Below are 19,370 nucleotides of genomic sequence, written 5' to 3' on the forward strand. Positions count from 1 at the left end.
CAGTCCCTTCCTATAAGAACTGAGTTCATACAGAGGAGCCGAACCTATATCACTGACTCACCCAGTCGAGGCGCCGCACTCGGCGATCTGGTGTCTGCGGGTGACTCGCGTGGCATTCACGCATACCTCCTAGTCCATGCGATTGCGAGTCACGAACCCTGGGATTGCATTTATCCAAGCCACACTTGGGTCATGGCACTAGGAATAGATCAAACCGCAGAGGTAGCATCAGCTAAGGCCGCACTATCGCGCGTGTGGGGGCGGTTGGAGAAGCACCAGCTGATAACACGCTACCGGACCGGCACGCGCACTGCTATACGTCTCTTACGTGAGGACGGCTCAGGAAAGCCCTACACACGCCCCAGAACCAGCGAGGACGGTGTATGGTTCTCACTGCCTTATTCGTTTTGGACATCAGGCTACTTTCGTAGGTTTAACCTCGCTGAGCTTGCTGTCCTACTTGTCGCGATATCGCTACCCGAAGGGTTCAACCTTCCTTACGAACGCGCACAGGCCTGGTACGGCTTGTCCGCTTCGACCGTAAAACGAGGAATTTCAGGACTTATTTCCCGAAAAGTACTCACATGCACAACGACTCGGCGCATCGAGCCGCGGTCACCTACGGGCTACACAGATTTGAGAACATACACGCTCATCGGGGCTTTTTCAAAAGATTCATGCCGTTCTGCGATGAGAGACTACCGACGCTCACGGGGGAGCCACCCCCGTAAGAAAATAGCGTAACCAGATAAGTGTTTCGGCAGATATGTCGACCGCCCTTCGCGGCAAAGATGGTCGTCTTCTGATCGCAAAGAACGACAGCTCGGTCTTGTCGGTGAGACTAGCCAGACGCTACGTCAGTCCGCTGTGCTCAGGTCGGTGACGGCGGGGCCCTCCAGAAGGGTGCCGTCGGCCGAGAACCGGGAGGCATGCAGCGGGCAGTCCCAGGAGCACTCGGCATCGTTCCAGCTCAGGATGCCGCCCATATGCGGGCACACGGCCGAGACCCGGCGGGTGACGCCATCCACCGTGGACACGCCCACCGGAGTGCCGCCCTCGCGTCCCACGACGCCCTGCCCTTCCGCGGGAGGGTCGCCGGGGAGCGAGCGCAATTCGGCAGCGGCCCAATCCGCGCCCATGCGCATGCCGATGTCCAGGTTGTCCTTCACGGCGGTGGCCACGCCGGACAGCGTGGCCGAGCGGTCCGTGAGCGCCTTCGCCCAGGGCATGTTCCCGTCGAGGATCTCGCCCGAGATCGCCAGGGCCGCGGCCACCGCATTCGTCATCCCCCATTTGTTGTATCCAGTGGCCACGTAGATGGCGCCGCCGCCTCGGGGCAGGGTGCCGAAGAAGGGCACGTAATCCGCCGGGCGATAGTCCTGCGCGGACCAGGCGTGCGTGCGCTGCGCCCCGGGGAAGTGCTCCTGCGTCCACGCTTCGAGATCGTCCACCGCGCCCTGCGGCGAGCGGGCACGACCTACGAGGTGGTCGTTGCCGCCGACCAGCAGGATTTCCTCGCCGCCGGCCGGGACGGTCCTGAGCGTCCGGCTGGGTGAGTCGACGCTCAGATACATTCCCTGCGGCATCGGCGTCCCCGCCGGCAGCCGGTAGGTCAGCGCATACGAGCGATGCCCCTTCATCTTGGCGAAATAACCGCCACGGTCCAGCACCGGCGATCCGGTCGCCAGGATCAGCCGCTCCGCCTCGACCTCGCCCTGCGTGGTCTGGATCCGCACCGGGCTGCCCGAGCTGGCGTCCGTCACCCGGGTCCCCTCCACGATCCGGCCGCCGCGCTCAACCAGCTCCCCGGCCAGGGCGTCCAATACCTCCATCGGGTGGATCTGCGCCTGGTCCGAGAGCGCCACAGCGCCGGCCACCTCGAAGGGCAGTCCGGTCGTGTTCGTCCAGAACGCAGGGAGTCCCGCGCGCTGGCAGGCGTCGAGCTCCTCCTCCAGGGACGGGATACCTGCCGGGCCGGCGGCATAGATGTACGAGGTCCGGGACTGATACTCGATGCCGCGCTCGTCCAGATACCGCAGCAGCCATGCCTGGCCCTCCCGGTTCCCCTCGACATAGGCGCCCAGCACCTCATCGGAACGACTGCTGCGGATGCTGGAGAGGTTGGTGCCCTGCAGCAGCGAGACCTTCGCCGTGGTGTTCCCGGTGGCGACCGCGCCGACGCCGCGCGCCTCCAGCACCGCGACGCTCTGCCCCGCCCGGGCCAGGAGCACCGCCGCCGTCAGACCGGTCAGGCCAGCACCGGCGACGACCGTGTCGTAGCGGCTTCCCGGCTCCAAGGTGCCAGAACCGGAGAGCCGGACGGGATGGGTGTCGAGCCAGAGTGAGCGCATTGTTCCACCTTCTATCGGGGGTACACGGCTTCGGCCGGGTACGCGGATCGGTCATGCGGGCAGCGGATCGGTCACACGGCAGCAAGGCGCCACTCAGCCGAGGGAGGCGAGCACCGCCTCGCAGGCCTCGACGCAACGCCGGCAGGCTTCCGCGCAGATGCGGCAGTGCTCGTGCATCTCGGCGTGCTGCTCGCACTCGGCGGCGCATGCCCGGCAGGCATCGCGGCACGCCTCCACGAGGGAGCGCACGGCCGTGGCGGTCGTCTCCCCCGCGCCGCGGGAGAGCACGCGTCCGGTGGCGAGGCAGACATCGGCGCAGTCCTGGTCGGTGCGGATGCAGGTGCGCAGCTCGGCCACCATCTCCTCGGAGAGGCAGGCATCCGCGCAGGCGGTACAGGCCTGGGCGCAGTCGAAGCAGGCGGCGATGCACTCGGCGAGTAGCTCGGGCTGGCCCGAAGGGGCGGGATGGTTCTGGATCATCGCGAGCGCGTAGGACATGAAGACCTCCTCAGGTGCAGCACTGCGGCGAGGGCTTCTGGCCGCAGCGGTCGCTCGTGCCAGGGCCTTCAATTCTACGGTGACGTGGATCACCGTCCTCGGCGGGGGCCTGAAGAGGCGACGCGCTCGAGACGTGACGGGCGTGGAGGCCCTCCACCGCGTCGTGAGGCGTCAGCCCTCGTCGCCGGTGCGGGCGAGGTCTTGGAGGAAACGGGTCACGACCTCGCGTTCGGCCGGGCTCAGACGCGCCGCGGCCTCGAAACGGCGGGCATGCTGGCGGCCGACGCCTTCCCGCGCCGCCCGGCGCGTCGCCGGCGAGACGTCGATGAGCACGCTGCGCCGGTCGGCGGGGTGGGGGCGGCGCACGATGTGCTCGGCCTGCGCCAGGCGGTCGAGCAGCTTGGTCGTCGAAGCGGTCGAGATACCCAGGTGAGCGGCCAGCATGCGCGGGGTGACGTCGCGGCCCTGGTTGTGCGCGGCGATCAGGTACCGGAGCGCGCGCATATCCGTCTCACCCAGGTTCATATAGCGCCGCTGCTCCCGGCTCATGTGGTCCTCCGCCTCGCGCCAGCCGCGCAGCGCGGTCATGAGCCGGACGATCTGGTCGACTTCCTCGGCCGGGATACCGGACCAGCGCACCATCTCTTCACCCGGATCGATCACCCGGGGGTCGAGCATCGCGGCGGCATCTTCGGGGCCGCCTGGCACTGGAAACGTCACAGGGCGATCCTACCGCCGGCATGAATTTCGCCATGCTAGTATCTCGCTTGGCTAACTACATGGGGATGATTCATGAGCAGTCAGCTCGTCCCGCACGCGACCCCGGCAGCATCGACCGGCCTGCCACATGTCCTCGTGCCCGGACGCTATGACGCGGTGCTGCTGGCCGGATTCGGCGGCCCGGAGGGCCAGGACGACGTACTGCCGTTCCTGCGGCGCGTCACGCGAGGACGGAACATCCCGGATGAACGGTTGGAGGAGGTCGCGCAGCACTACCGCCGCTTCGACGGGGTGAGCCCGATCAACGCGCAGAACCGCGCCCTCCGTGCGGCGTTGCAAGACGAGCTCCACTCACGCGGCCTCTCGCTACCGGTGTACTGGGGGAACCGCAACTGGAAGCCGTTCCTCACCGACGCCCTGACCCAGGCCGCCGATGACGGCCACACCAACCTCCTCGCGTTCGCCACGAGCGCGTACAGCTCCTACTCCGGATGCCGCCAGTACCGCGAGGACCTCGCCGAGGCGCTGGAACAGGCCGATCTGGCCGGTCGGGTGCAGGTGGACAAGATCCGCCAGTTCTTCGACCTTCCGGGGTTCGTGACGACGTTCGCCGAAGGCCTGCGTGAGACGCTGCAGGAACTGCGCACCTCTGGCGTGCCGGCCTCCGCCGTCCGGGTGCTCTTCTCCACCCACAGCATCCCCCTACAGCACGCGGAGAACTCGGGACCGCCGGACGCCGGTTCCGGCCCCGGGGGTGCCTATGTCGCGCAGCACCGCGCTGTGGCGGCGCGGATCATGGACGACCTTGGCGAGCTGACCCAGCCGGTCACCTGGGAGCTGGTCTACCAGTCCCGCTCGGGCCCGCCGCCTCAGCCGTGGCTGGAACCGGACATCTGCGACCGGATCGCGGAGCTTCCCGGCGAAGGCGCCGAGGCCCTCGTCATCGTCCCTCTCGGGTTCGTCAGCGACCATATGGAAGTCCTCTGGGACCTCGACAACGAGGCCCTCGCGGCAGCCGGAGCGGCCGGCCTGCGGGCGGTGCGCGTTCCGACGCCCGGCACCCACCCGGCATTCGTGGCGGGAATCGCCGATCTCATCGAGGAGCGCCTGCACGGCGAGGACCCCGGACGGCGCGGCAGCCTCACGCCGCTGGGCCCCTGGTACGACGTGTGCCGTCCAGGCTGTTGCCTCAAAGCCAGCGCCCCGGTGCGGCCCGCCGTCGCGGGTCTGGCGCCATGAGCACACGGCGGCGGATGATGGGCGATATGGCGAATGCCGGCGGCACCCGGAGCAGTGGAGCACGGTGGGCGCGCGTGACGATCCCCGCGCTCCTGGTGCTCGCCTGGCTGCTGGCCGGGATGGCCGGCGGGCCGTACTTCGGCCGGGTCGAGGAGGTCTCCTCGAACGACCGGACCGCGTATCTGCCGGACAGCGCCGAAGCCACCGAGGTGCAGCGCCGTCTGGCTGCGTTCACCGACACCGAGGCGGTCCCGGCCGTCGTCGTGTTCACCGCCGGCGAGCCCCTGGACGAAGCGGCCATGGAGACCCTGAACGCCCGGGTCCAGGACGCCGCGGCCCTGGACGTCGTCGCCGGCGAGGTCTCCCCCGCCATCCCCTCAGAGGACGAGCGTGCCGCGCAGGCCTTCGTGCCGCTGTCCGAGGAGGCCGATCTGAGCGAGGCGACCACAGCTCTCAGATCGGCTCTCACGAAGGACCTGCCCGAGGGCGTGGAGGTGTACGTCACCGGCCCGGCAGGGTTCTCCAGCGATCTGTCCGCGGCCTTCGCCGGGATCGACGGACTGCTGCTGGCGGTGGCGCTGGCAGCGGTGTTCGTCATCCTGGTGATCGTCTACCGTTCCCCTCTGCTGCCGGTGCTGGTCCTGCTGACCAGCATGCTGGCGCTGTGCGCGGCGCTGCTGGCGGTGTGGTGGCTGGCGTACTCCGGTGCGGTGCTCCTGAACGGGCAGATCCAGGGGATCCTGTTCATCCTGGTCATCGGCGCTGCCACGGACTACGCGCTGCTGTACGTCGCCAGATTCCGGGAGGAGATGCGCACCACCGGCGACCGGTGGACCGCGACGAAACGCGCCTGGCGCGGCGCGGTGGAACCGATCCTGGCCTCTGGCGGCACCGTCATCGCGGGTCTGCTGTGCCTGCTGCTGAGCCAGCTGCGCTCCAACAGCGCGCTCGGTCCCGTCGCCTCCATCGGCATCGTCAGTGCCATGCTGGCGGCGCTGACCCTGCTGCCGGCCCTGCTCATGCTCACCGGGCGAGCGGCGTTCTGGCCTCGCATCCCCCGCCCGGACGCCCCCGCCCGCACCAGGCGCGGACTCTGGGATCGCATCGCCGGTCTCGTCAGCGCCCGGCCCCGCACCCTGTGGATCGGCACGGCCGCCGTCCTGGCCGCCGGCTGCCTGGCGGTGCCGCAGCTGCAGGCATCCGGGGTGCCGCAGTCCGCACTGGTGCTGGGTTCCTCCGAGGCCCGTGCCGGGCAGGAAGCCCTCGCCGAGCACTTCCCGGCAGGCGCCGGCACCCCGGTGTACGTGGTGGTCCCCCAGGACGCGCTGCAGGACGGCGCCGATGTCCTCCTCGCCAATGACGGCATCGCGCAGGCGGCCGTCACCGCGGACAGCCCCAGCGGTTCCGCTCCGGTCACGGATGAAGGTGTCACCGCGCAGGGACCGCCTGGAACTCCGACGGCTGAGCCGGTCATCGCCGGCGGCGAGGTCCTGCTGCAGGGCACCCTCACCGACGCACCCGATTCGGCGGGGGCCGAGCAGACCGTCCGGGAGCTGCGCAAGGCCTATGCGTCCGCGGTGCCGGAGGCGCTGGTCGGCGGGGAAACCGCCACGGACCTGGACACGAACGAGGCTTCGATCCACGACCGTACGCTGATCGTGCCGCTCGTCCTGGTGGTCATCCTGCTGATCCTGATGCTCCTGCTGAGGGCCGTGATCGCACCGGTGCTGCTGGTAGGCACCACCGTGTTGTCCTTCGGCACGGCGATGGGCGTGTCGGCGCTGGTGTTCAACGGCGTCTTCGATTTCCCCGGGGCCGATCCCTCCGTGCCGCTGTACGGATTCGTTTTCCTGGTGGCGCTGGGAATCGACTACAACATCTTCCTCATGACCCGCGTCCGCGAGGAGACGATCGCGCACGGGACGCATCAGGGCGTGCTGCGCGGTCTGCGGCTCACCGGCGGGATCATCACCTCCGCCGGCCTGGTACTCGCGGCGACCTTCACGGCGCTGGCGGTGATCCCCATCCTGTTCCTGGTGCAGCTGGCGTTCATCGTCGCCTTCGGCGTGCTGCTCGATGCGCTCGTCGTGCGCTCGCTCCTGGTGCCCGCACTGGCCTACGACCTCGGCCGGGTCATCTGGTGGCCGTCCCAGCTGTCCCGCGGCCGGCACTGACCGCCGGGCGGCCCGTGCCCGGGTCAGCGCGGACCGCCCTGGCTCCCCGGAGGCCTGCGCGTGCCGCTGTGCCACACTGATGGGTGTGAGCGACGAAGCGAACTCCTTCGGCCAGGCGGCAGACTCCTACGACCGGGCCCGCCCGGAATACCCGGAAGCGGCCCTGAGGTGGCTGCTGCCGGAATCCGCGCGGCAGGTGGCGGACGTCGGCGCCGGCACCGGAAAACTGACCGGGGTGCTGGCCCGGCTCGGCATAGACGTGACGGCGGTGGAGCCCGATGGCCGGATGCGGGCGCAGCTGAGCAGGCGCCTGCCGGAGCTGAGGGCGCTGGCCGGTACGGCCGAAGAGATCCCGCTGCCCGATGCCGCCGTCGACGCGGTCACCTTCGGCCAGGCATGGCACTGGGTGGACGTCGACGCCGCCTCCGCCGAGGTGGGGCGCGTGCTGCGTCCCGGCGGCGTCCTAGGTCTGGTGTGGAACATCCGCGACACGTCTGTCCCCTGGGTCGCCGAACTGGGCGAGACGATGGGATCCAGCAAAGCCGAGCGCATGGTGGAGAGCGGGACGGTCCGCGTCGGCGCGCCGTTCGGCCCGCTGGAAGAGCACACGGTCCGCTGGGAGACGACGCTCACGGTGGACTCGCTGGTGGACCTGGCCGCTTCACGCAGCTACATCATCACCGCCGAGCCGGCTCAGCGCGAGGAGACCCTGAGGCGGGTGCGCGCCCTGGCGGAGCGCGTCGCCGGTGAGCAGGGCACTCTCACGCTCCCCTACCGCACCCACGTCTACCGTGCCGTCCGGCCCTGAGCGGCACCGACACGCCCGGAGCTACTCTGATACGAACGTCTGCACTCGCCGAACGTCGTTCCCACGCGCGCGGCGCCTCACACATCAGGCGTCATTGCGCCGCGGTGCAGTCACGTCCTGCGCGCCGGAGACGGCATCGCTTTGCGACACGCTGCGCTGTACACCGGAAAGGGTCGGGTTGACCGTGACGTCACGATCAACCCGACCCTTTCCGCCGTTTCGCGGGGGCCTCCCCGGTCAGGCGGCCGGTCAGGACCTTCCCCGGCTCAGGCGAGGTCGTACTCCTCCAGCACGCTCGTGACCAGCGCCGCGATCGCCGAGCGCTCGGAGCGAGTCAGGGTGATATGGGCGAAGAGCTCGTGACCCTTGAGCTTCTCGATCACCGCGGCCACACCGTCATGGCGGCCCACCCGCAGATTGTCCCGCTGCGCCACATCGTGGGTGAGCACCACCCGGGAGTTCTGCCCCAGACGGGAGAGCACCGTGAGCAGCACGTTCCGTTCCAGGGACTGGGCCTCGTCGACGATCACGAAGGCGTCATGCAGGGACCGGCCGCGGATGTGGGTGAGCGGCAGGACCTCCAGCAGCTCCCGGTGCGCGATCTCATCCAGGACGTTCTTGCTGACCAGGGAACCCAGCGTGTCGTAGACCGCCTCGGCCCAGGGGTTCATCTTCTCCCCCTCGGAGCCGGGCAGATAGCCCAGGTTCTGGCCGCCGACGGCGTAGAGCGGGCGGAACACCATGATCTTCTTCTGCGTCCGCTTCTCCAGCACGGCGTCCAGGCCGGCCAGCAGCGCCAGCGCGGACTTGCCCGTGCCGGCCCGGCCGCCCAGGGAGACGATCCCGAGGGAAGGATCGAGGAGCATGTCGATCGCGATGCGCTGCTCGGCCGAGCGGCCGTGCACCCCGAACACCTCCCCGTCGCCGCGTACCAGCTTCACCACGCCGGGTTCGGCGATCCGGCCCAGGGCCGAGCCGCGCGCTGACTGCATCACGAGGCCCTGGTTGAGTTCGCAGCCGTCCACCGCCTGGGTGCGCAGCTGGTGGCTGTCGAAGAGCTCACGCATCTCCGCCTCGTTCACGCTCACCTGCGCCAGGCCGGTGTACCCGGAGTCCACGGCGAGCTCGGCGAGGTACTCCTCGGCGGTGAGCCCGATCGCGGAGGCCTTGATCCGCAGCGGCACGTCCTTGGTCACCACGACGACATCGTCGCCCTGCTTCGCCAGCCGCAGGGCGACTCCCAGGATGACGGCGTCGGCGCTGGACCGGTCGATGCCACGCGGCAGATCGCTGAGGTCCCCGTGCGCCAGGTCCACCCTGAGGGTGCCGCCGGCCTCGCCGACCGGGATGGGCTGGGAGAGCGAACCGAACTCGGCGCGGAACTCGTCCAGGGTGCTCAGGGCGCGCCGGGCGGCGTATCCGAGTTCGGGGTGGTTGCGCTTTTCCTCCAGTTCCGAGACGACCATCAGCGGCACCACCACGTCGTGCTCCGCGAAGCGGAAGATGGCGTGCGGGTCCGAGAGCAGGACAGAGGTGTCGATGATGTAGGTGTGGACGGTGGTCGCCAGTCCGTTCTCCAGTGCGGTTGCGGGAGTGACGGCGGTGACTGGCGCATCGGCGATCGATGTCATAGCAGATTCCTCGCTCGGCTCGTCCCTCCGGCGGCGTCATGCCTCCGGCAGGTGCCAATCGATCTGCCGATCCTTCCCCGTAGCGGCAGATCCAGTGGTCCTTCCCGGTTGCCTGCCTCCGGCGGGTCGGCGGTATGTCCGCCGACTGTCTTCAAACTACCCCTCAAAATGCGGGGTGAGCCGGAAGGCCACGCCCGGCGGGTGTGTCGGGAAAGTGAATTCCTCGTTACGCGCGGCGCTGTTCCAGCCGGCTGCACGCGCTCGCCGCGCTGGCTGTTTCCACCCGCGCCCGGCCCGGTGACGGCTCCGCTACTTGCCGAAGCGGCGGCTGCGCTGCTCGAAGGTGCGCAGCGCGCGCAGGAAGTCCGTGCGCCGGAAGTCCGGCCAGTACGCCTCGCAGAAGTAGAACTCGGAGTAGGCGCTCTGCCACATGAGGAAACCGGAGAGGCGCTGCTCGCCCGAGGTGCGGATGATCAGGTCGGGGTCCGGCTGGCCGCGGGTGTACAGGTGGTCGGCGATCTGCTCGGGGGTGAGTTCCTCGGCGACCTGCTCCAGCGTGGCACCCTCGGCTGCGCGCTGGCGCAGCAGGGAACGCGTCGCCTCGACGATCTCCTGGCGGCCACCGTAGCCGACGGCCACATTGACTGTGCCGGCGAGAGCGCCCTCGGTCTGGGCCATGCTCTGCTCCAGGGAGCGGCGCAGCGATTCGGGGATCAGCTCCTTCGCGCCGACCAGCCGCACCCGCCGGGTGCCCTGCGCTGCGATCCGGTCCACCACGCCGGAGATGATCTCCTCCAGCGCCTGCAGCTCTTCCCGGCCCCGGGAGAGATTCTCGGTGGACAGCAGGTACAGCGTCACCACGTCGATGCCCAGCTCATCGCACCAGCCCAGGAACTCCACCAGTTTCTCGGCGCCCACCTGATGGCCGTGGCGGGTGGTGGCGCCCAGCGTCTTGGCCCATCGGCGGTTGCCGTCGGTGATGACGCCGACGTGCCTGGGCAGTTCCGCGGCGCCCCGGGCGCCCTCGTCCAGCGTCTTGAGGATGCGGCGGTCGTAGAGCCGGTACAGCCAGCCCGCCAGGGGGCCTCCGCTGCGCTTCGCCACCAGTGTGTGCTCCTCCCGAGGCCTGCTGCCCGCCGCGCCGGCAGGCTTCACGTGTCAGCGCACCGCATGAGGCGGCACCCCGAGGGCACCGCGCACCGGCGGCGCGCGTCCCCAGGATACGCCAGGTTCGCTTCGCTACCATGAGAGACGCCCGCCCACGGCGCGGCAGACCCGAGAAGGAGCACGAGGTGCCGATGACCCCTGACCAGCCGGTGACCGCCCAGGCGGCAGACGACGACGCCGGGCCGATCGAACAGGCGGTGCAGCGGGTCAGGCCCCGCCTGCGCGGCTGGTTCCACGTCGGCGCGTTCCCGGTGGCCGTCATCGGCGGCCTGGTCCTGGTGGTGCTCGCGCCGACCGTCTCGATGCGGTTCGCCTGCGCGGTCTTCGCGCTGACCGGGATGCTGCTGTTCGGCACCTCCGCGGTGTATCACCGCGGGTCCTGGTCCGTCACCGTGAAGGCGCATCTGCGGCGCTGGGACCATTCGAACATCTTCCTCATCATCGCCGGCACCTACACCCCCGTGGCGGTGATGCTGCTGCCGCCCACGCAGATGGTCTGGCTGCTGTCGATCGTGTGGGCAGGTGCGCTGATCGGAGTGGTGTTCCGGGTGTTCTGGACCTCGGCGCCGCGCTGGCTCTACGTGCCGTGTTACATCGCGATGGGCGTGGCCGGCGTCGGGTACATGGGGTACATCTTCGACGCCTCGGTCCCGGTGGGGATCCTGATCATCGTCGGCGGCGTCTTCTACATCGGCGGCGCGGTGGTGTACGGGCTCAAACGGCCTGATCCGGTGCCGCATGTGTTCGGCTTCCATGAGATCTTCCACGCCTGCACCATCGTCGGCTACGGCAGCCACTTCGCCGGGCTCGTCGTCGCCGCTGTCACCATGTGGGATCCGGCGGTCTGAGCGGGCCTCGCCGGGGCGGCGGAACCGGCCATGATTCCGGGCGCGTGCGCTAATGCCACGTGAGCACCCACGGAATTAGTGCATACCCCCGGCGCTATCTACCCGGCTGGCCCCGCCGGCGCAGCGCTGTCTACCCGGCTGGCCCCGCCGGCAGCCCGGGGCCGGTGTCCCGGGAAGACGCCGGGATGCCACCCTCACTGGGAGGCTTCGCCGGTTCTGCGCTGGGTCTCGCTCTCGCGGTGCTGAGAATCGCCCGCCCCGCTCTGGGGATCACCGGCCACCGGCTCGGCACCGGTACCGTGCTGGGCTTCGCCGGTATTGCGGTGCGTGTCCGAGTCGCCGCGTTCGGTGATGGGATACGGCGAGCGCATCATCTCCTTGGCCCGCATCCGCCGGATCCGCCGGACCATGTCCCTGGCCAGGAGCAACGCGCAGGCGGCGATGAAGAAGGTTGCCAGGAACCCTTCGATGCCGGGGGTGACGTCCTCGTCTGGAGGCGGCGTGCCCGGCTCGCGGGTCTGCGCCGTCGCGGCGATCTGCACGTCCGGGACGGGGGCGCCGATGAGGGTGCTCCCCGATCCGGTCGAATCAACGGTCGTGAAGGCGGAAGGCACTGCGGAAGTCACCGGACAAGCCTATCGCGGCTGGCTCACAGTTCGCTGGGGACGCCTGGACACCAGGTACGGCCGCGGCGTGCGCGATGCGCGAGAAGCCGCCGCACCACCCGGAACACGTCCCGAGCGAGCCGACACATCCGACCGGTTTCTCTGCCGGGTCCCATACCGCCCGTATGCGGGCGGCCGCCAGTGACCGGCAACCGCCCGTATACGGGCTCGGCGATATTCACCTCGCGTCCAGGCCCCGCCCGCAGACGTCAGACCGAGACCGCCGCCGCGGAACGGTCGAAGGACACCGGGTTCACCAGAGCGCCCAGTCCTTCGACCTCGCAGGTGACGGTCTGCCCCTCGCGCAGGAACGGCGTGCCCTCCATGCCCAGCGCCACGCCGTGCGGCGTGCCGGTCCAGAGCACATCGCCGGGTTCGAGGGTGATCACCCGGGAGAGGTACTCGATGAGGAACGGGATCGAGAAGATCATGTTCCTGGTGTTCGAGGACTGACGGACCTCTCCGTCGACGGTCGTGCTCAGATCGAGATCCTGCGGATCGGGGACGGCATCGGCGGTGGTGATCCACGGACCGATCGGCCCGAAGGTGTCCATCCCCTTGGCGAGGTCGTACTGCTTGTCGTCCCGCTGCCGGTTGCGCGCCGAGACGTCGTTGCCCACCAGGTAGCCGGCGACGTAGTCGAGAGCCTCGTCCTGGGAGACCGCGCTGGCGGTGCGTCCGATCAGCACGACGAGTTCGACCTCGTAGTCCACCTCCTCGGTGTAGGCGTTGTCGGCCACGATCCGCTCACCGGAGCCGATGAACGACGAGGGGAACTTGGAGAAGAGCACCGGCTTCTCCGGCAGGTCGCTGCCGGTCTCCTTCACGTGCAGGGCGTAGTTGCGGCCGATGGCCAGGGACTTGGGCGGGCGGACGACCGGCGCCAGGAACTCCCCCGGTGTCACCACCGCCTCGGCCGGCGCCTGCGCGATCCGTTCCCGGATGGCCGGGATCTGCTGCACCACCGCGGCGCTGTCACTCAGCTCGAAGCCGAGCGCGCTCAGGGAGTACCAGGTGTCATCACCGTCGCTGGCGGCGTAGACGATGTCGCCGGCGGTGGTGACTCGTGCGATTCTCATTTCTTCTCCTTCTTCCGTGTGATCGAGGTGACGTCCCAGAACGCGAACTTCCGCTGCGCCCAGGAGATGGCTCCGAAGAGGATGAGGCCCAGGATGCTCAGGTAGAAGATCAGGGCGAACACCCGGTCGAGTGCGATGCGTGAGGCGGCCACCCTCACCTGTTCGCCGAAGCCCACGCCTCCGCCGATGAACTCCGCGGCGACCGCGCCGGTCACGGCGGAGACGATGGCGATCTTCAGCCCCGCGAAGATGAACGGCAGCGCCCGCATGATCCGCAGCTTCCAGAAGATGTCCCAGCTGCTGGCGCGCATGGAACGGAACAGCTTGACCTCGTCCTCGGAGGCGGCGGACATCCCGGCGGCGGTGTTGATGATCACCGGGAAGACGGACATGAACGCGGCCATGAGGAACTTCGAGGAGATCCCGAAGCCGAACCAGGCGATGAAGACCGGTGTGAAGGCGATCTTGGGGCTGGCCTCGACCACGACGAACAGCGGCATCACGGCGCGCTGGCCGAACCGCGTCTGGCCGATCCACAGCCCGAGCAGGAAGCCGACCGCCGACGCCAGCAGGAAGCCCAGGACGATCTCCTGGATGGTCAGCCAGAGCTGGCCGAGCAGGAAGCCGCCGGTGGCCAGCTGGACTGCCACCACGCCGATCTCCTCGATCACCGCCAGCGGCGGGGGCAGGATGATCTCCGAGACGCCGCCGACGGCAACGATCAGCTGCCAGAACGCCAGGACGACGATGACCACGAGCAACACGGCGATGGGCTGGGGCAGGTTGTTCAGGAACGAGCCGGCCCGGCCCAGCCCGCTGCGTTTCCGTCGCCGGCCGCCGGCGCTGCGCGGTTCACGTCCCGATACGGGTGTCGTCAGTGCCATGGGGGCATCGCCTCCTCACGAATCCTCGTGCCCGCGGTCCAGCGCGCGGCGGACCCGCCCGGTGTAGTCCACGAACGCCGGCAGTGCCATGGTGTCCAGGGTGCGAGGCCGGGGCAGGTCGATGTCGATCACCTCGGAGATGCGGCCGGGCCGGGCGGACATGGCGTAGACCCGGTCCGAGAGCAGGACGGCTTCCGGGATGGAGTGGGTGACCAGCACGACGGTGGCGTCCCGCGCGGCCGCGATGCGCTGGAGTTCGAGGTCCATGCGTTCGCGGGTCAGCTCGTCCAGGGCGCCGAAGGGCTCGTCCAACAGCAGGACGTCCGGTTCGGTGATGAGCATCCGGCAGATGGCGGCGCGCTGGGCCATGCCGCCGGAGAGCTCCCCGGGGTAGCGTCGTTCGAAGCCGGCCAGGCCCACTCTCTGGAGCAGATCCTCGGCCTGGTCGCGGTAGGCCTTGGTGCGGCGTTTGCCGTGGCGCAGCTCGATCGGCAGGAGGACGTTCTCCACGGTGGTGCGCCACGGCAGCAGGGTGGCCCGCTGGAACATGATGCCGACCTCGTCGGGCGGTCCGTCCACGTCCTCCCCGTTGAGCAGGACGGTGCCCCGGCTCGGTTCCAGCAGCCCGGCCATGATCGTCAGCAGGGTCGACTTGCCGCAGCCGCTGGGCCCGATGAAGGAGACCACCTGCCCCTGCAGGATCCGCAGGTCGATGTCCTGCAGGGCGTGCACCTCCGCGGCGTCGAACACATGGTCCAGGCCCTCGATGCGGTAGACCGTCCGCGTTCCCTCCAGGGTGCCGGCGCTCATGGCTGGAACCCGTCCACAAGGTCGTTGGTGTACACCTGGTCGACGTCCACCTGGCCCTCCTCCACGTGGCCGGCGTCGACGGCGTCCTGGAGCATGGCTTCCCAGTCCTCCGCGCGCATGCTTCCCCACGGGTCCTCCGGGTACGGCGAGACGCGGGTGAGCGCGCTGATCTCCAGCAGGCGCGTGGCGTAGTCGCGGTCTTCGACCTCCTGGGGCTGGTACTCGGCGCAGTTGTCGATGGCCTGGTCGGGGTTCTCCTCCGCCCATTGCACCGCGCGGTAGAAGCCCTTGCCGAAGGCTTCGAGCGCTTCCGGCTCGGAGTCGATCAGGTCCCGCGGTGCGGCGTAGCCGTTGCCGAACATGTAGTCCACGTCCGGGGGCGTGATGTCCAGCAGGCTGAAGCCGGCGTTCTCGATGGTGGCGAATCCGTCCGAGGAGGCGGCATAGGCGTCGATGTCCCCGCGTTCAAACGCGGCCACCGCCTGTCCGCCCTCGCCCACGGTGAGCTTCTCGAAACCGTCCTCGCCGACTCCGGCGCCGTCCATGATGACGTCGACGAAGACGACCTCGTTGCCGTCCGCGGTGGCGACGCCGACCGTCTTCCCGGCCAGGTCCTCCGGGCCGGTGATGCCGGAGTCCTCCGGGGCGATGAGGAAGAACGAGCCGCCAGGGCTGGCGTTCATGAAATAGACCACGTCCTCGCCGCGCGCCTGGGCGGCCATGACCGGGACCGCCCCGGGGCCGCCGAAGTCGGCCTGACCGGCGAGCATCGCCTGCAGGACGGCGGAGGAACCGTTGACGGCCTCCACCTGCAGATCCAGGCCCTCCTCTTCGAAGAACCCCTCGGCCAGCGCCGAGTAGACGGGGAAGTTCAGGACGCAGCTGGTGTTGGCCAGCACCACGGTGAGTGAGCTGCCGTCGCCCTGTTCGCCGGCGGCTTCCTCCGCCGCCGGCCCGGAGCAGGCGGCCACCGGTAAGGCGAGCACGGCGCTGAGGGCAATCAATCGCTTCTTCATGTGACGACCTCTTTGTCGTTGTGTCGTTGCGATGGGTGATTCGTCGGCGGCGCCTATGCCGAATAATCGTTATAACGATTAGGGGTAATCTAGGGGACGGTACGATCGGCGTCAACCGTCCGGAGAAGAGGAGCATGGCCGAACCACACGCAATCCGCCGCATGTCGGAAGAGCTCGCAGCGCACAGCGTCCAGCCGCGCAGCCAGGGCTATGCGCTGCCCGGGCTGACCACGCGGGCGAGTGAGTTGGTGACCCTGATCGAGGCGAAGATCGAGGACGAGGGGCTGCAGCCGGGCGCGCATCTGGGCACCAAGGAGGATCTGAGGAAGCTCTCCGGCATGGCGCGGGCCACCGTCAACGAGGCCGTGCGGCTGTTGTGCGACCGCGGCCGGGTGGAGATGCGGCCGGGGCCAGGCGGCGGGATCTTCGTGGCGGCGCCGACGCCGATGGTGCAGCTGGGAAGGCTGTTCCTCTCGGTCGGCGACCAGGCCACGCATACCAGTCAGGTGGCGGCGGTGCGGGATCATCTGGAGTCGATGATCGTGGAGGAGGCAGTCCGGCACCGCAGTGCCGAGGACCTCCGGGACCTGGATTCATGCCTGGAGCGGATCAAGGCGCAGCGGGAGGCGAAGGAGTTCTTGTCGGCGGTGTGGACGCTGCATGAGCGGATCGCCGTGATCACCCCGAACGCGGTGCTGCGCACGACGTACCTGGGTCTCATGCAGGGCATCCGCACCGGAGTGACGGCGGTGGAGCGGACCACGGATTCGGACCGGGAGTACTTCGACAAGCGGATCGCCGCGCACGAGGCGCTGGTAGAGGCGATCAGGTCCGGGGACCCCGAGGCGGTACCGGAGGCGATCCGGATCCATCACGCCACCGAGAAGGGGTGAGGAAAGCTCAGTGCATGCGGCCCTCGTCGTCACGGACGCCGGCAAAGAGGTCCGTCTCGACGAAGTCCTCCCGCGGCAGCGGCGGCCGGCCGGTGCGGTCCAGCGCCAGCTCGAACTCCTCGGTGGGCCAGACGCTGGCGTGCACGTCCTGGCTGACGGCGAAGAAGCCGCCGTTCGGATCGATCTGGGTGGCGTGCGCCAGGAGCGCGCGGGCCCGCTGCGGAAAGTACTCGGCGCAGTGCACGCTGGTGCTCAGCCATTGCTCGCGGCGCTTTTTGTCCTTGGCCCGCTCCTCGATCCGGCGCAGCATCTCTTCGAACGGCGATTCCTCGCCGGCCTCGCGCAAAGCGGTGTCCAGTGCGCGCATCTTGGGCAGGTGGAAGTCCTGGTTGTAGTAGACCTTCTGCACCTGCCAGGGCTCCCCCAGCTCGGGACGGACGTCGGCCTGCCCGGCCGCGTCGACGGCGGCCATCGAGATCTGATGGGTCTTGATGTGGTCCGGGTGCGGGTATCCGCCGTTCTCGTCGTAGGTGGTGAGTACGTGCGGACGGAAGTCGCGGATGGCTTTCAGCAGCGGCCGCATGGCCACCTCGGTGGGTACGCGGTAGAAGCACCCCGGGGGCAGTTCGGTGTCGAAGTCACCTTCGGGGAGGCCGCCGTCGACGTGCCCGAGCCACAGATGCTCGGCACCCAGCGCCTCCGCGGCGGCGGCCATCTCCACGCGGCGCAAGCCGGCCATGTCCCGGCTGGCCTTGGGGACGGAGTTCATGGCCGGGTTGAGGATGCTGCCGCCCTCGCCGCCGGTGCAGGTGACGATCAGCACCCGGGCGCCCTGCGCGGTGTACCGCGCGGTGGTGGCCGCTCCTTTGCTGGACTCGTCGTCGGGATGGGCGTGCACCGCCATGAGACGCAGCCCCTCATAGGGCCGTTCCGCCGCCTGTCCGGGCGTCATGTATCACTCCGTCTGCCGTTGTGCGCTGGACATCCACTCGATGCCGGAACAAGTGTAGGCCACCGCGGATTCCCTGTTCGGCGACGATGGTGGCAGCGATTTCCCATCTCCTGGAGCCCCGGCCCGTCCGCTCTGTCGCGTCCCGGCGGGCACCGGAAGGCCGGGAGGCCCCGGCGGCTGCCGGCGAGCGTCCTGCACCGCCGACCACGGAAGTCCCGAGCATCACCGCGCGGTTGGATGGCATCGCCACAGCCACAACGGCCGAGGCTCTCTTCCTCAGAGCCCACACTTCCAAGCCCACCTGGCCGCGGCGACCGCGGTTCCTCACGCCGGAGTCCGCACGTCAGGGTCCGCACTCCCGAGCGCGGGCCTGCGGAACGGGCCGCCGTTCACTCCCCCGCCTGCGGGAGCCGTAGACTGGTAGGGCCGCAGGGATGCAGTGCGCAGCGCATCGGCACCCGCTTCCCCGGCGGCGCGACCCGCGACAGCTGTACGAGGAGCCTTGATGTCCACTCACGCGCCGGCCGATCTGCAGGCCAGCCGCTATGGGCGCAAGAGCAGCGGACGGCGTGGAATCCGCTACGGGATCCCGGCGGCGCTGGCTGCGGTGGCGGTAGGCGTGGCCGCCTGGTGGGCGTTCGCTCCCTCGGACTCCCCCGGCACGCCGCAGATCATCCGGTACAGCGCCCTCGATGCCGCCCATGCCAGCGCGCTGGTGGAGATCGCTCCGGATCGGCAGCGGGACACCGTGTGCGGGTTCATTGCCCGCAGCAATTTCCAGGCGGATGTGGGCTACTACGAGGTGCGGGTCCCCGCTACGGAGGCCGCCGCCCCGCAGCGACACGAGATCGTCATCCGGACCATTGAGCCGCCGACGGCCGTCGTCGCCGACGAGTGCTGGTTCGAATAGGGCGGCGCCCCGCCGGCCTGCGAAAACCCACGGCTGTTTCAAAAACCCACCGCGGATCAGCAGTGGGAATTCGAAACAGCCGTGGGTTTCTCGCCTGATGCCTCCGATGCCTGCAGGCTCAGCCCTTGAAAGGTTCCACCTTGAGCACCTTGACGTCGATCTCCTTGCCGTTCGGCGCTTCGTAGCTGGCCTTCTCGCCCACTTTGAGGCCCATGATGGCAGCGCCCAGAGGAGACTTCTCCGAGTACACGCTCAGATCGGAGTCGCCGGCGATCTCACGGCTGCCCAGCAGGAACCGCAGCTTCTTGCCGGCGACTTCCGCCTCCACGACGGTGCCCAGGGCGACCTTGTCGGTGTCGGTGGGCGCATCGCCGACCTTGGCGTGGCGCAGCAGGTGCTCCAGCTGGCGGATGCGGGCCTCCTGCTTGCCCTGCTCCTCGCGGGCAGCGTGGTAACCGCCGTTCTCCTTCAGATCGCCCTCTTCACGAGCGGCTTCGATCTTGGCGGCGATGTCGATCCGGCCCTGACCGGTGAGGTACTCAAGCTCTTTGGAAAGCCGATCGTATGCTTCCTGACTCAGCCAGGTGGCATCCTCGGTAGGTATATCGGTCATGACTCTCCTTAGGACTTAGCAATAGAGACTCCCGGGCCGCCCGCCTGTGCCGGCGACCCGGGAGCAAATGCATATGAAACGACTACGATAGCAGCCGTCCACAAGCAATTCT

Annotated in this window: 18 protein-coding genes; 6 read left to right on the forward strand and 12 right to left on the reverse strand. The window is 68.9% G+C overall.

Annotated features, from left to right (window positions below; genetic code table 11):
- Positions 1 to 857 precede the first annotated feature (857 nt).
- The 3 genes from IEW13_RS05055 to IEW13_RS05065 form a co-directional block, all read right to left on the reverse strand.
- Positions 858 to 2,351, reverse strand: a complete 1,494-nt coding sequence (locus tag IEW13_RS05055; RefSeq protein ID WP_188549859.1) for an FAD-dependent oxidoreductase — start codon at positions 2,349 to 2,351, stop codon at positions 858 to 860.
- Between the two features lie 93 nt (positions 2,352 to 2,444).
- The gene (locus IEW13_RS05060; protein WP_188549860.1) at positions 2,445 to 2,849 is read right to left on the reverse strand and encodes a four-helix bundle copper-binding protein; all 405 of its coding nucleotides are present in this window, start codon (positions 2,847 to 2,849) and stop codon (positions 2,445 to 2,447) included.
- A gap of 171 nt (positions 2,850 to 3,020) precedes the next feature.
- On the reverse strand, positions 3,021 to 3,569 hold the full coding sequence (locus IEW13_RS05065; RefSeq protein WP_229744947.1) for a MarR family winged helix-turn-helix transcriptional regulator: 549 nt from the start codon (positions 3,567 to 3,569) through the stop codon (positions 3,021 to 3,023).
- Positions 3,570 to 3,641: 72 nt separating this feature from the next.
- Here IEW13_RS05065 and IEW13_RS05070 point away from each other — a divergent pair, with 72 nt between their 5' ends.
- From IEW13_RS05070 to IEW13_RS05080, 3 genes are all read left to right on the forward strand, one after another.
- Complete coding sequence (locus tag IEW13_RS05070) at positions 3,642 to 4,808, forward strand: ferrochelatase (RefSeq protein WP_188549861.1); 1,167 nt, start codon at positions 3,642 to 3,644, stop codon at positions 4,806 to 4,808.
- Positions 4,805 to 6,982: an MMPL family transporter gene (locus IEW13_RS05075; RefSeq protein ID WP_373283545.1), complete on the forward strand. Its 2,178-nt coding sequence runs from the start codon at positions 4,805 to 4,807 to the stop codon at positions 6,980 to 6,982. The genes IEW13_RS05070 and IEW13_RS05075 overlap by 4 nt, the downstream gene beginning before the upstream one ends.
- Positions 6,983 to 7,061: 79 nt before the next feature.
- A complete protein-coding gene (locus IEW13_RS05080) occupies positions 7,062 to 7,790 on the forward strand; it encodes a class I SAM-dependent methyltransferase (RefSeq protein WP_188549862.1) in 729 nt (242 codons plus the stop codon).
- A 266-nt stretch (positions 7,791 to 8,056) separates the two neighbouring features.
- On the opposite strand, the gene phoH2 is transcribed toward IEW13_RS05080, so the two are convergent.
- The gene (gene phoH2 / locus IEW13_RS05085; protein ID WP_188549863.1) at positions 8,057 to 9,421 is read right to left on the reverse strand and encodes an RNA 5'-3' helicase PhoH2; all 1,365 of its coding nucleotides are present in this window, start codon (positions 9,419 to 9,421) and stop codon (positions 8,057 to 8,059) included.
- Positions 9,422 to 9,730: 309 nt separating this feature from the next.
- The gene (locus tag IEW13_RS05090; protein WP_229744948.1) at positions 9,731 to 10,525 is read right to left on the reverse strand and encodes an isoprenyl transferase; all 795 of its coding nucleotides are present in this window, start codon (positions 10,523 to 10,525) and stop codon (positions 9,731 to 9,733) included.
- A 194-nt stretch (positions 10,526 to 10,719) separates the two neighbouring features.
- On the opposite strand from IEW13_RS05090, the gene trhA reads away from it, so the two are divergent.
- Positions 10,720 to 11,436 (forward strand): PAQR family membrane homeostasis protein TrhA, encoded by a 717-nt coding sequence (gene trhA / locus IEW13_RS05095; RefSeq protein WP_229744949.1) that lies wholly within the window; start codon positions 10,720 to 10,722, stop codon positions 11,434 to 11,436.
- Positions 11,437 to 11,630: 194 nt separating this feature from the next.
- Here the strand turns inward: trhA and IEW13_RS05100 are convergent, their stop codons facing one another.
- From IEW13_RS05100 to IEW13_RS05120, 5 genes are all read right to left on the reverse strand, one after another.
- A complete protein-coding gene (locus IEW13_RS05100) occupies positions 11,631 to 12,062 on the reverse strand; it encodes a hypothetical protein (protein WP_188549865.1) in 432 nt (143 codons plus the stop codon).
- A gap of 248 nt (positions 12,063 to 12,310) precedes the next feature.
- Positions 12,311 to 13,180, reverse strand: a complete 870-nt coding sequence (locus IEW13_RS05105; protein ID WP_188549866.1) for a fumarylacetoacetate hydrolase family protein — start codon at positions 13,178 to 13,180, stop codon at positions 12,311 to 12,313.
- The gene (locus IEW13_RS05110) at positions 13,177 to 14,064 is read right to left on the reverse strand and encodes an ABC transporter permease (protein ID WP_188549867.1); all 888 of its coding nucleotides are present in this window, start codon (positions 14,062 to 14,064) and stop codon (positions 13,177 to 13,179) included. The genes IEW13_RS05105 and IEW13_RS05110 overlap by 4 nt, the downstream gene beginning before the upstream one ends.
- 15 nt (positions 14,065 to 14,079) lie before the next feature.
- On the reverse strand, positions 14,080 to 14,874 hold the full coding sequence (locus IEW13_RS05115) for an ABC transporter ATP-binding protein (RefSeq protein ID WP_188549868.1): 795 nt from the start codon (positions 14,872 to 14,874) through the stop codon (positions 14,080 to 14,082).
- Positions 14,871 to 15,890, reverse strand: a complete 1,020-nt coding sequence (locus IEW13_RS05120) for an ABC transporter substrate-binding protein (RefSeq protein WP_188549869.1) — start codon at positions 15,888 to 15,890, stop codon at positions 14,871 to 14,873. The genes IEW13_RS05115 and IEW13_RS05120 overlap by 4 nt, the downstream gene beginning before the upstream one ends.
- Positions 15,891 to 16,024: 134 nt before the next feature.
- Between IEW13_RS05120 and IEW13_RS05125 the strand changes: the two genes are divergently transcribed.
- Entirely contained in the window at positions 16,025 to 16,783 is a 759-nt protein-coding gene (locus IEW13_RS05125) for a FadR/GntR family transcriptional regulator (RefSeq protein WP_188549870.1), read from the forward strand.
- A gap of 7 nt (positions 16,784 to 16,790) precedes the next feature.
- Here the strand turns inward: IEW13_RS05125 and mca are convergent, their stop codons facing one another.
- Complete coding sequence (gene mca / locus IEW13_RS05130; RefSeq protein WP_188549871.1) at positions 16,791 to 17,735, reverse strand: mycothiol conjugate amidase Mca; 945 nt, start codon at positions 17,733 to 17,735, stop codon at positions 16,791 to 16,793.
- Between the two features lie 505 nt (positions 17,736 to 18,240).
- Between mca and IEW13_RS05135 the strand changes: the two genes are divergently transcribed.
- Positions 18,241 to 18,645: a DUF4307 domain-containing protein gene (locus tag IEW13_RS05135; protein ID WP_188549872.1), complete on the forward strand. Its 405-nt coding sequence runs from the start codon at positions 18,241 to 18,243 to the stop codon at positions 18,643 to 18,645.
- A gap of 118 nt (positions 18,646 to 18,763) precedes the next feature.
- Here the strand turns inward: IEW13_RS05135 and greA are convergent, their stop codons facing one another.
- A complete protein-coding gene (gene greA, locus IEW13_RS05140) occupies positions 18,764 to 19,258 on the reverse strand; it encodes a transcription elongation factor GreA (protein WP_188549873.1) in 495 nt (164 codons plus the stop codon).
- Positions 19,259 to 19,370 lie beyond the last annotated feature (112 nt).

Origin of the sequence: Sediminivirga luteola, from assembly GCF_014639315.1 — a bacterium.
GTDB lineage: Bacteria > Actinomycetota > Actinomycetes > Actinomycetales > Brevibacteriaceae > Sediminivirga > Sediminivirga luteola.

Excerpts from the sequence above, each read along its gene's own strand:
- IEW13_RS05055 (WP_188549859.1), bottom strand. The coding sequence starts at position 2,351 with ATGCGCTCACTCTGGCTCGACACCCATCCCGTCCGGCTCTCCGGTTCT.
- IEW13_RS05060 (WP_188549860.1), bottom strand. The coding sequence starts at position 2,849 with ATGTCCTACGCGCTCGCGATGATCCAGAACCATCCCGCCCCTTCGGGC.
- IEW13_RS05070 (WP_188549861.1), top strand. The coding sequence starts at position 3,642 with ATGAGCAGTCAGCTCGTCCCGCACGCGACCCCGGCAGCATCGACCGGC.
- IEW13_RS05075 (WP_373283545.1), top strand. The coding sequence starts at position 4,805 with ATGAGCACACGGCGGCGGATGATGGGCGATATGGCGAATGCCGGCGGC.
- IEW13_RS05080 (WP_188549862.1), top strand. The coding sequence starts at position 7,062 with ATGGGTGTGAGCGACGAAGCGAACTCCTTCGGCCAGGCGGCAGACTCC.
- phoH2 (WP_188549863.1), bottom strand. The coding sequence starts at position 9,421 with ATGACATCGATCGCCGATGCGCCAGTCACCGCCGTCACTCCCGCAACC.
- trhA (WP_229744949.1), top strand. The coding sequence starts at position 10,720 with ATGACCCCTGACCAGCCGGTGACCGCCCAGGCGGCAGACGACGACGCC.
- IEW13_RS05105 (WP_188549866.1), bottom strand. The coding sequence starts at position 13,180 with ATGAGAATCGCACGAGTCACCACCGCCGGCGACATCGTCTACGCCGCC.
- IEW13_RS05110 (WP_188549867.1), bottom strand. The coding sequence starts at position 14,064 with ATGGCACTGACGACACCCGTATCGGGACGTGAACCGCGCAGCGCCGGC.
- IEW13_RS05115 (WP_188549868.1), bottom strand. The coding sequence starts at position 14,874 with ATGAGCGCCGGCACCCTGGAGGGAACGCGGACGGTCTACCGCATCGAG.
- IEW13_RS05120 (WP_188549869.1), bottom strand. The coding sequence starts at position 15,890 with ATGAAGAAGCGATTGATTGCCCTCAGCGCCGTGCTCGCCTTACCGGTG.
- IEW13_RS05125 (WP_188549870.1), top strand. The coding sequence starts at position 16,025 with ATGGCCGAACCACACGCAATCCGCCGCATGTCGGAAGAGCTCGCAGCG.
- mca (WP_188549871.1), bottom strand. The coding sequence starts at position 17,735 with ATGACGCCCGGACAGGCGGCGGAACGGCCCTATGAGGGGCTGCGTCTC.
- IEW13_RS05135 (WP_188549872.1), top strand. The coding sequence starts at position 18,241 with ATGTCCACTCACGCGCCGGCCGATCTGCAGGCCAGCCGCTATGGGCGC.
- greA (WP_188549873.1), bottom strand. The coding sequence starts at position 19,258 with ATGACCGATATACCTACCGAGGATGCCACCTGGCTGAGTCAGGAAGCA.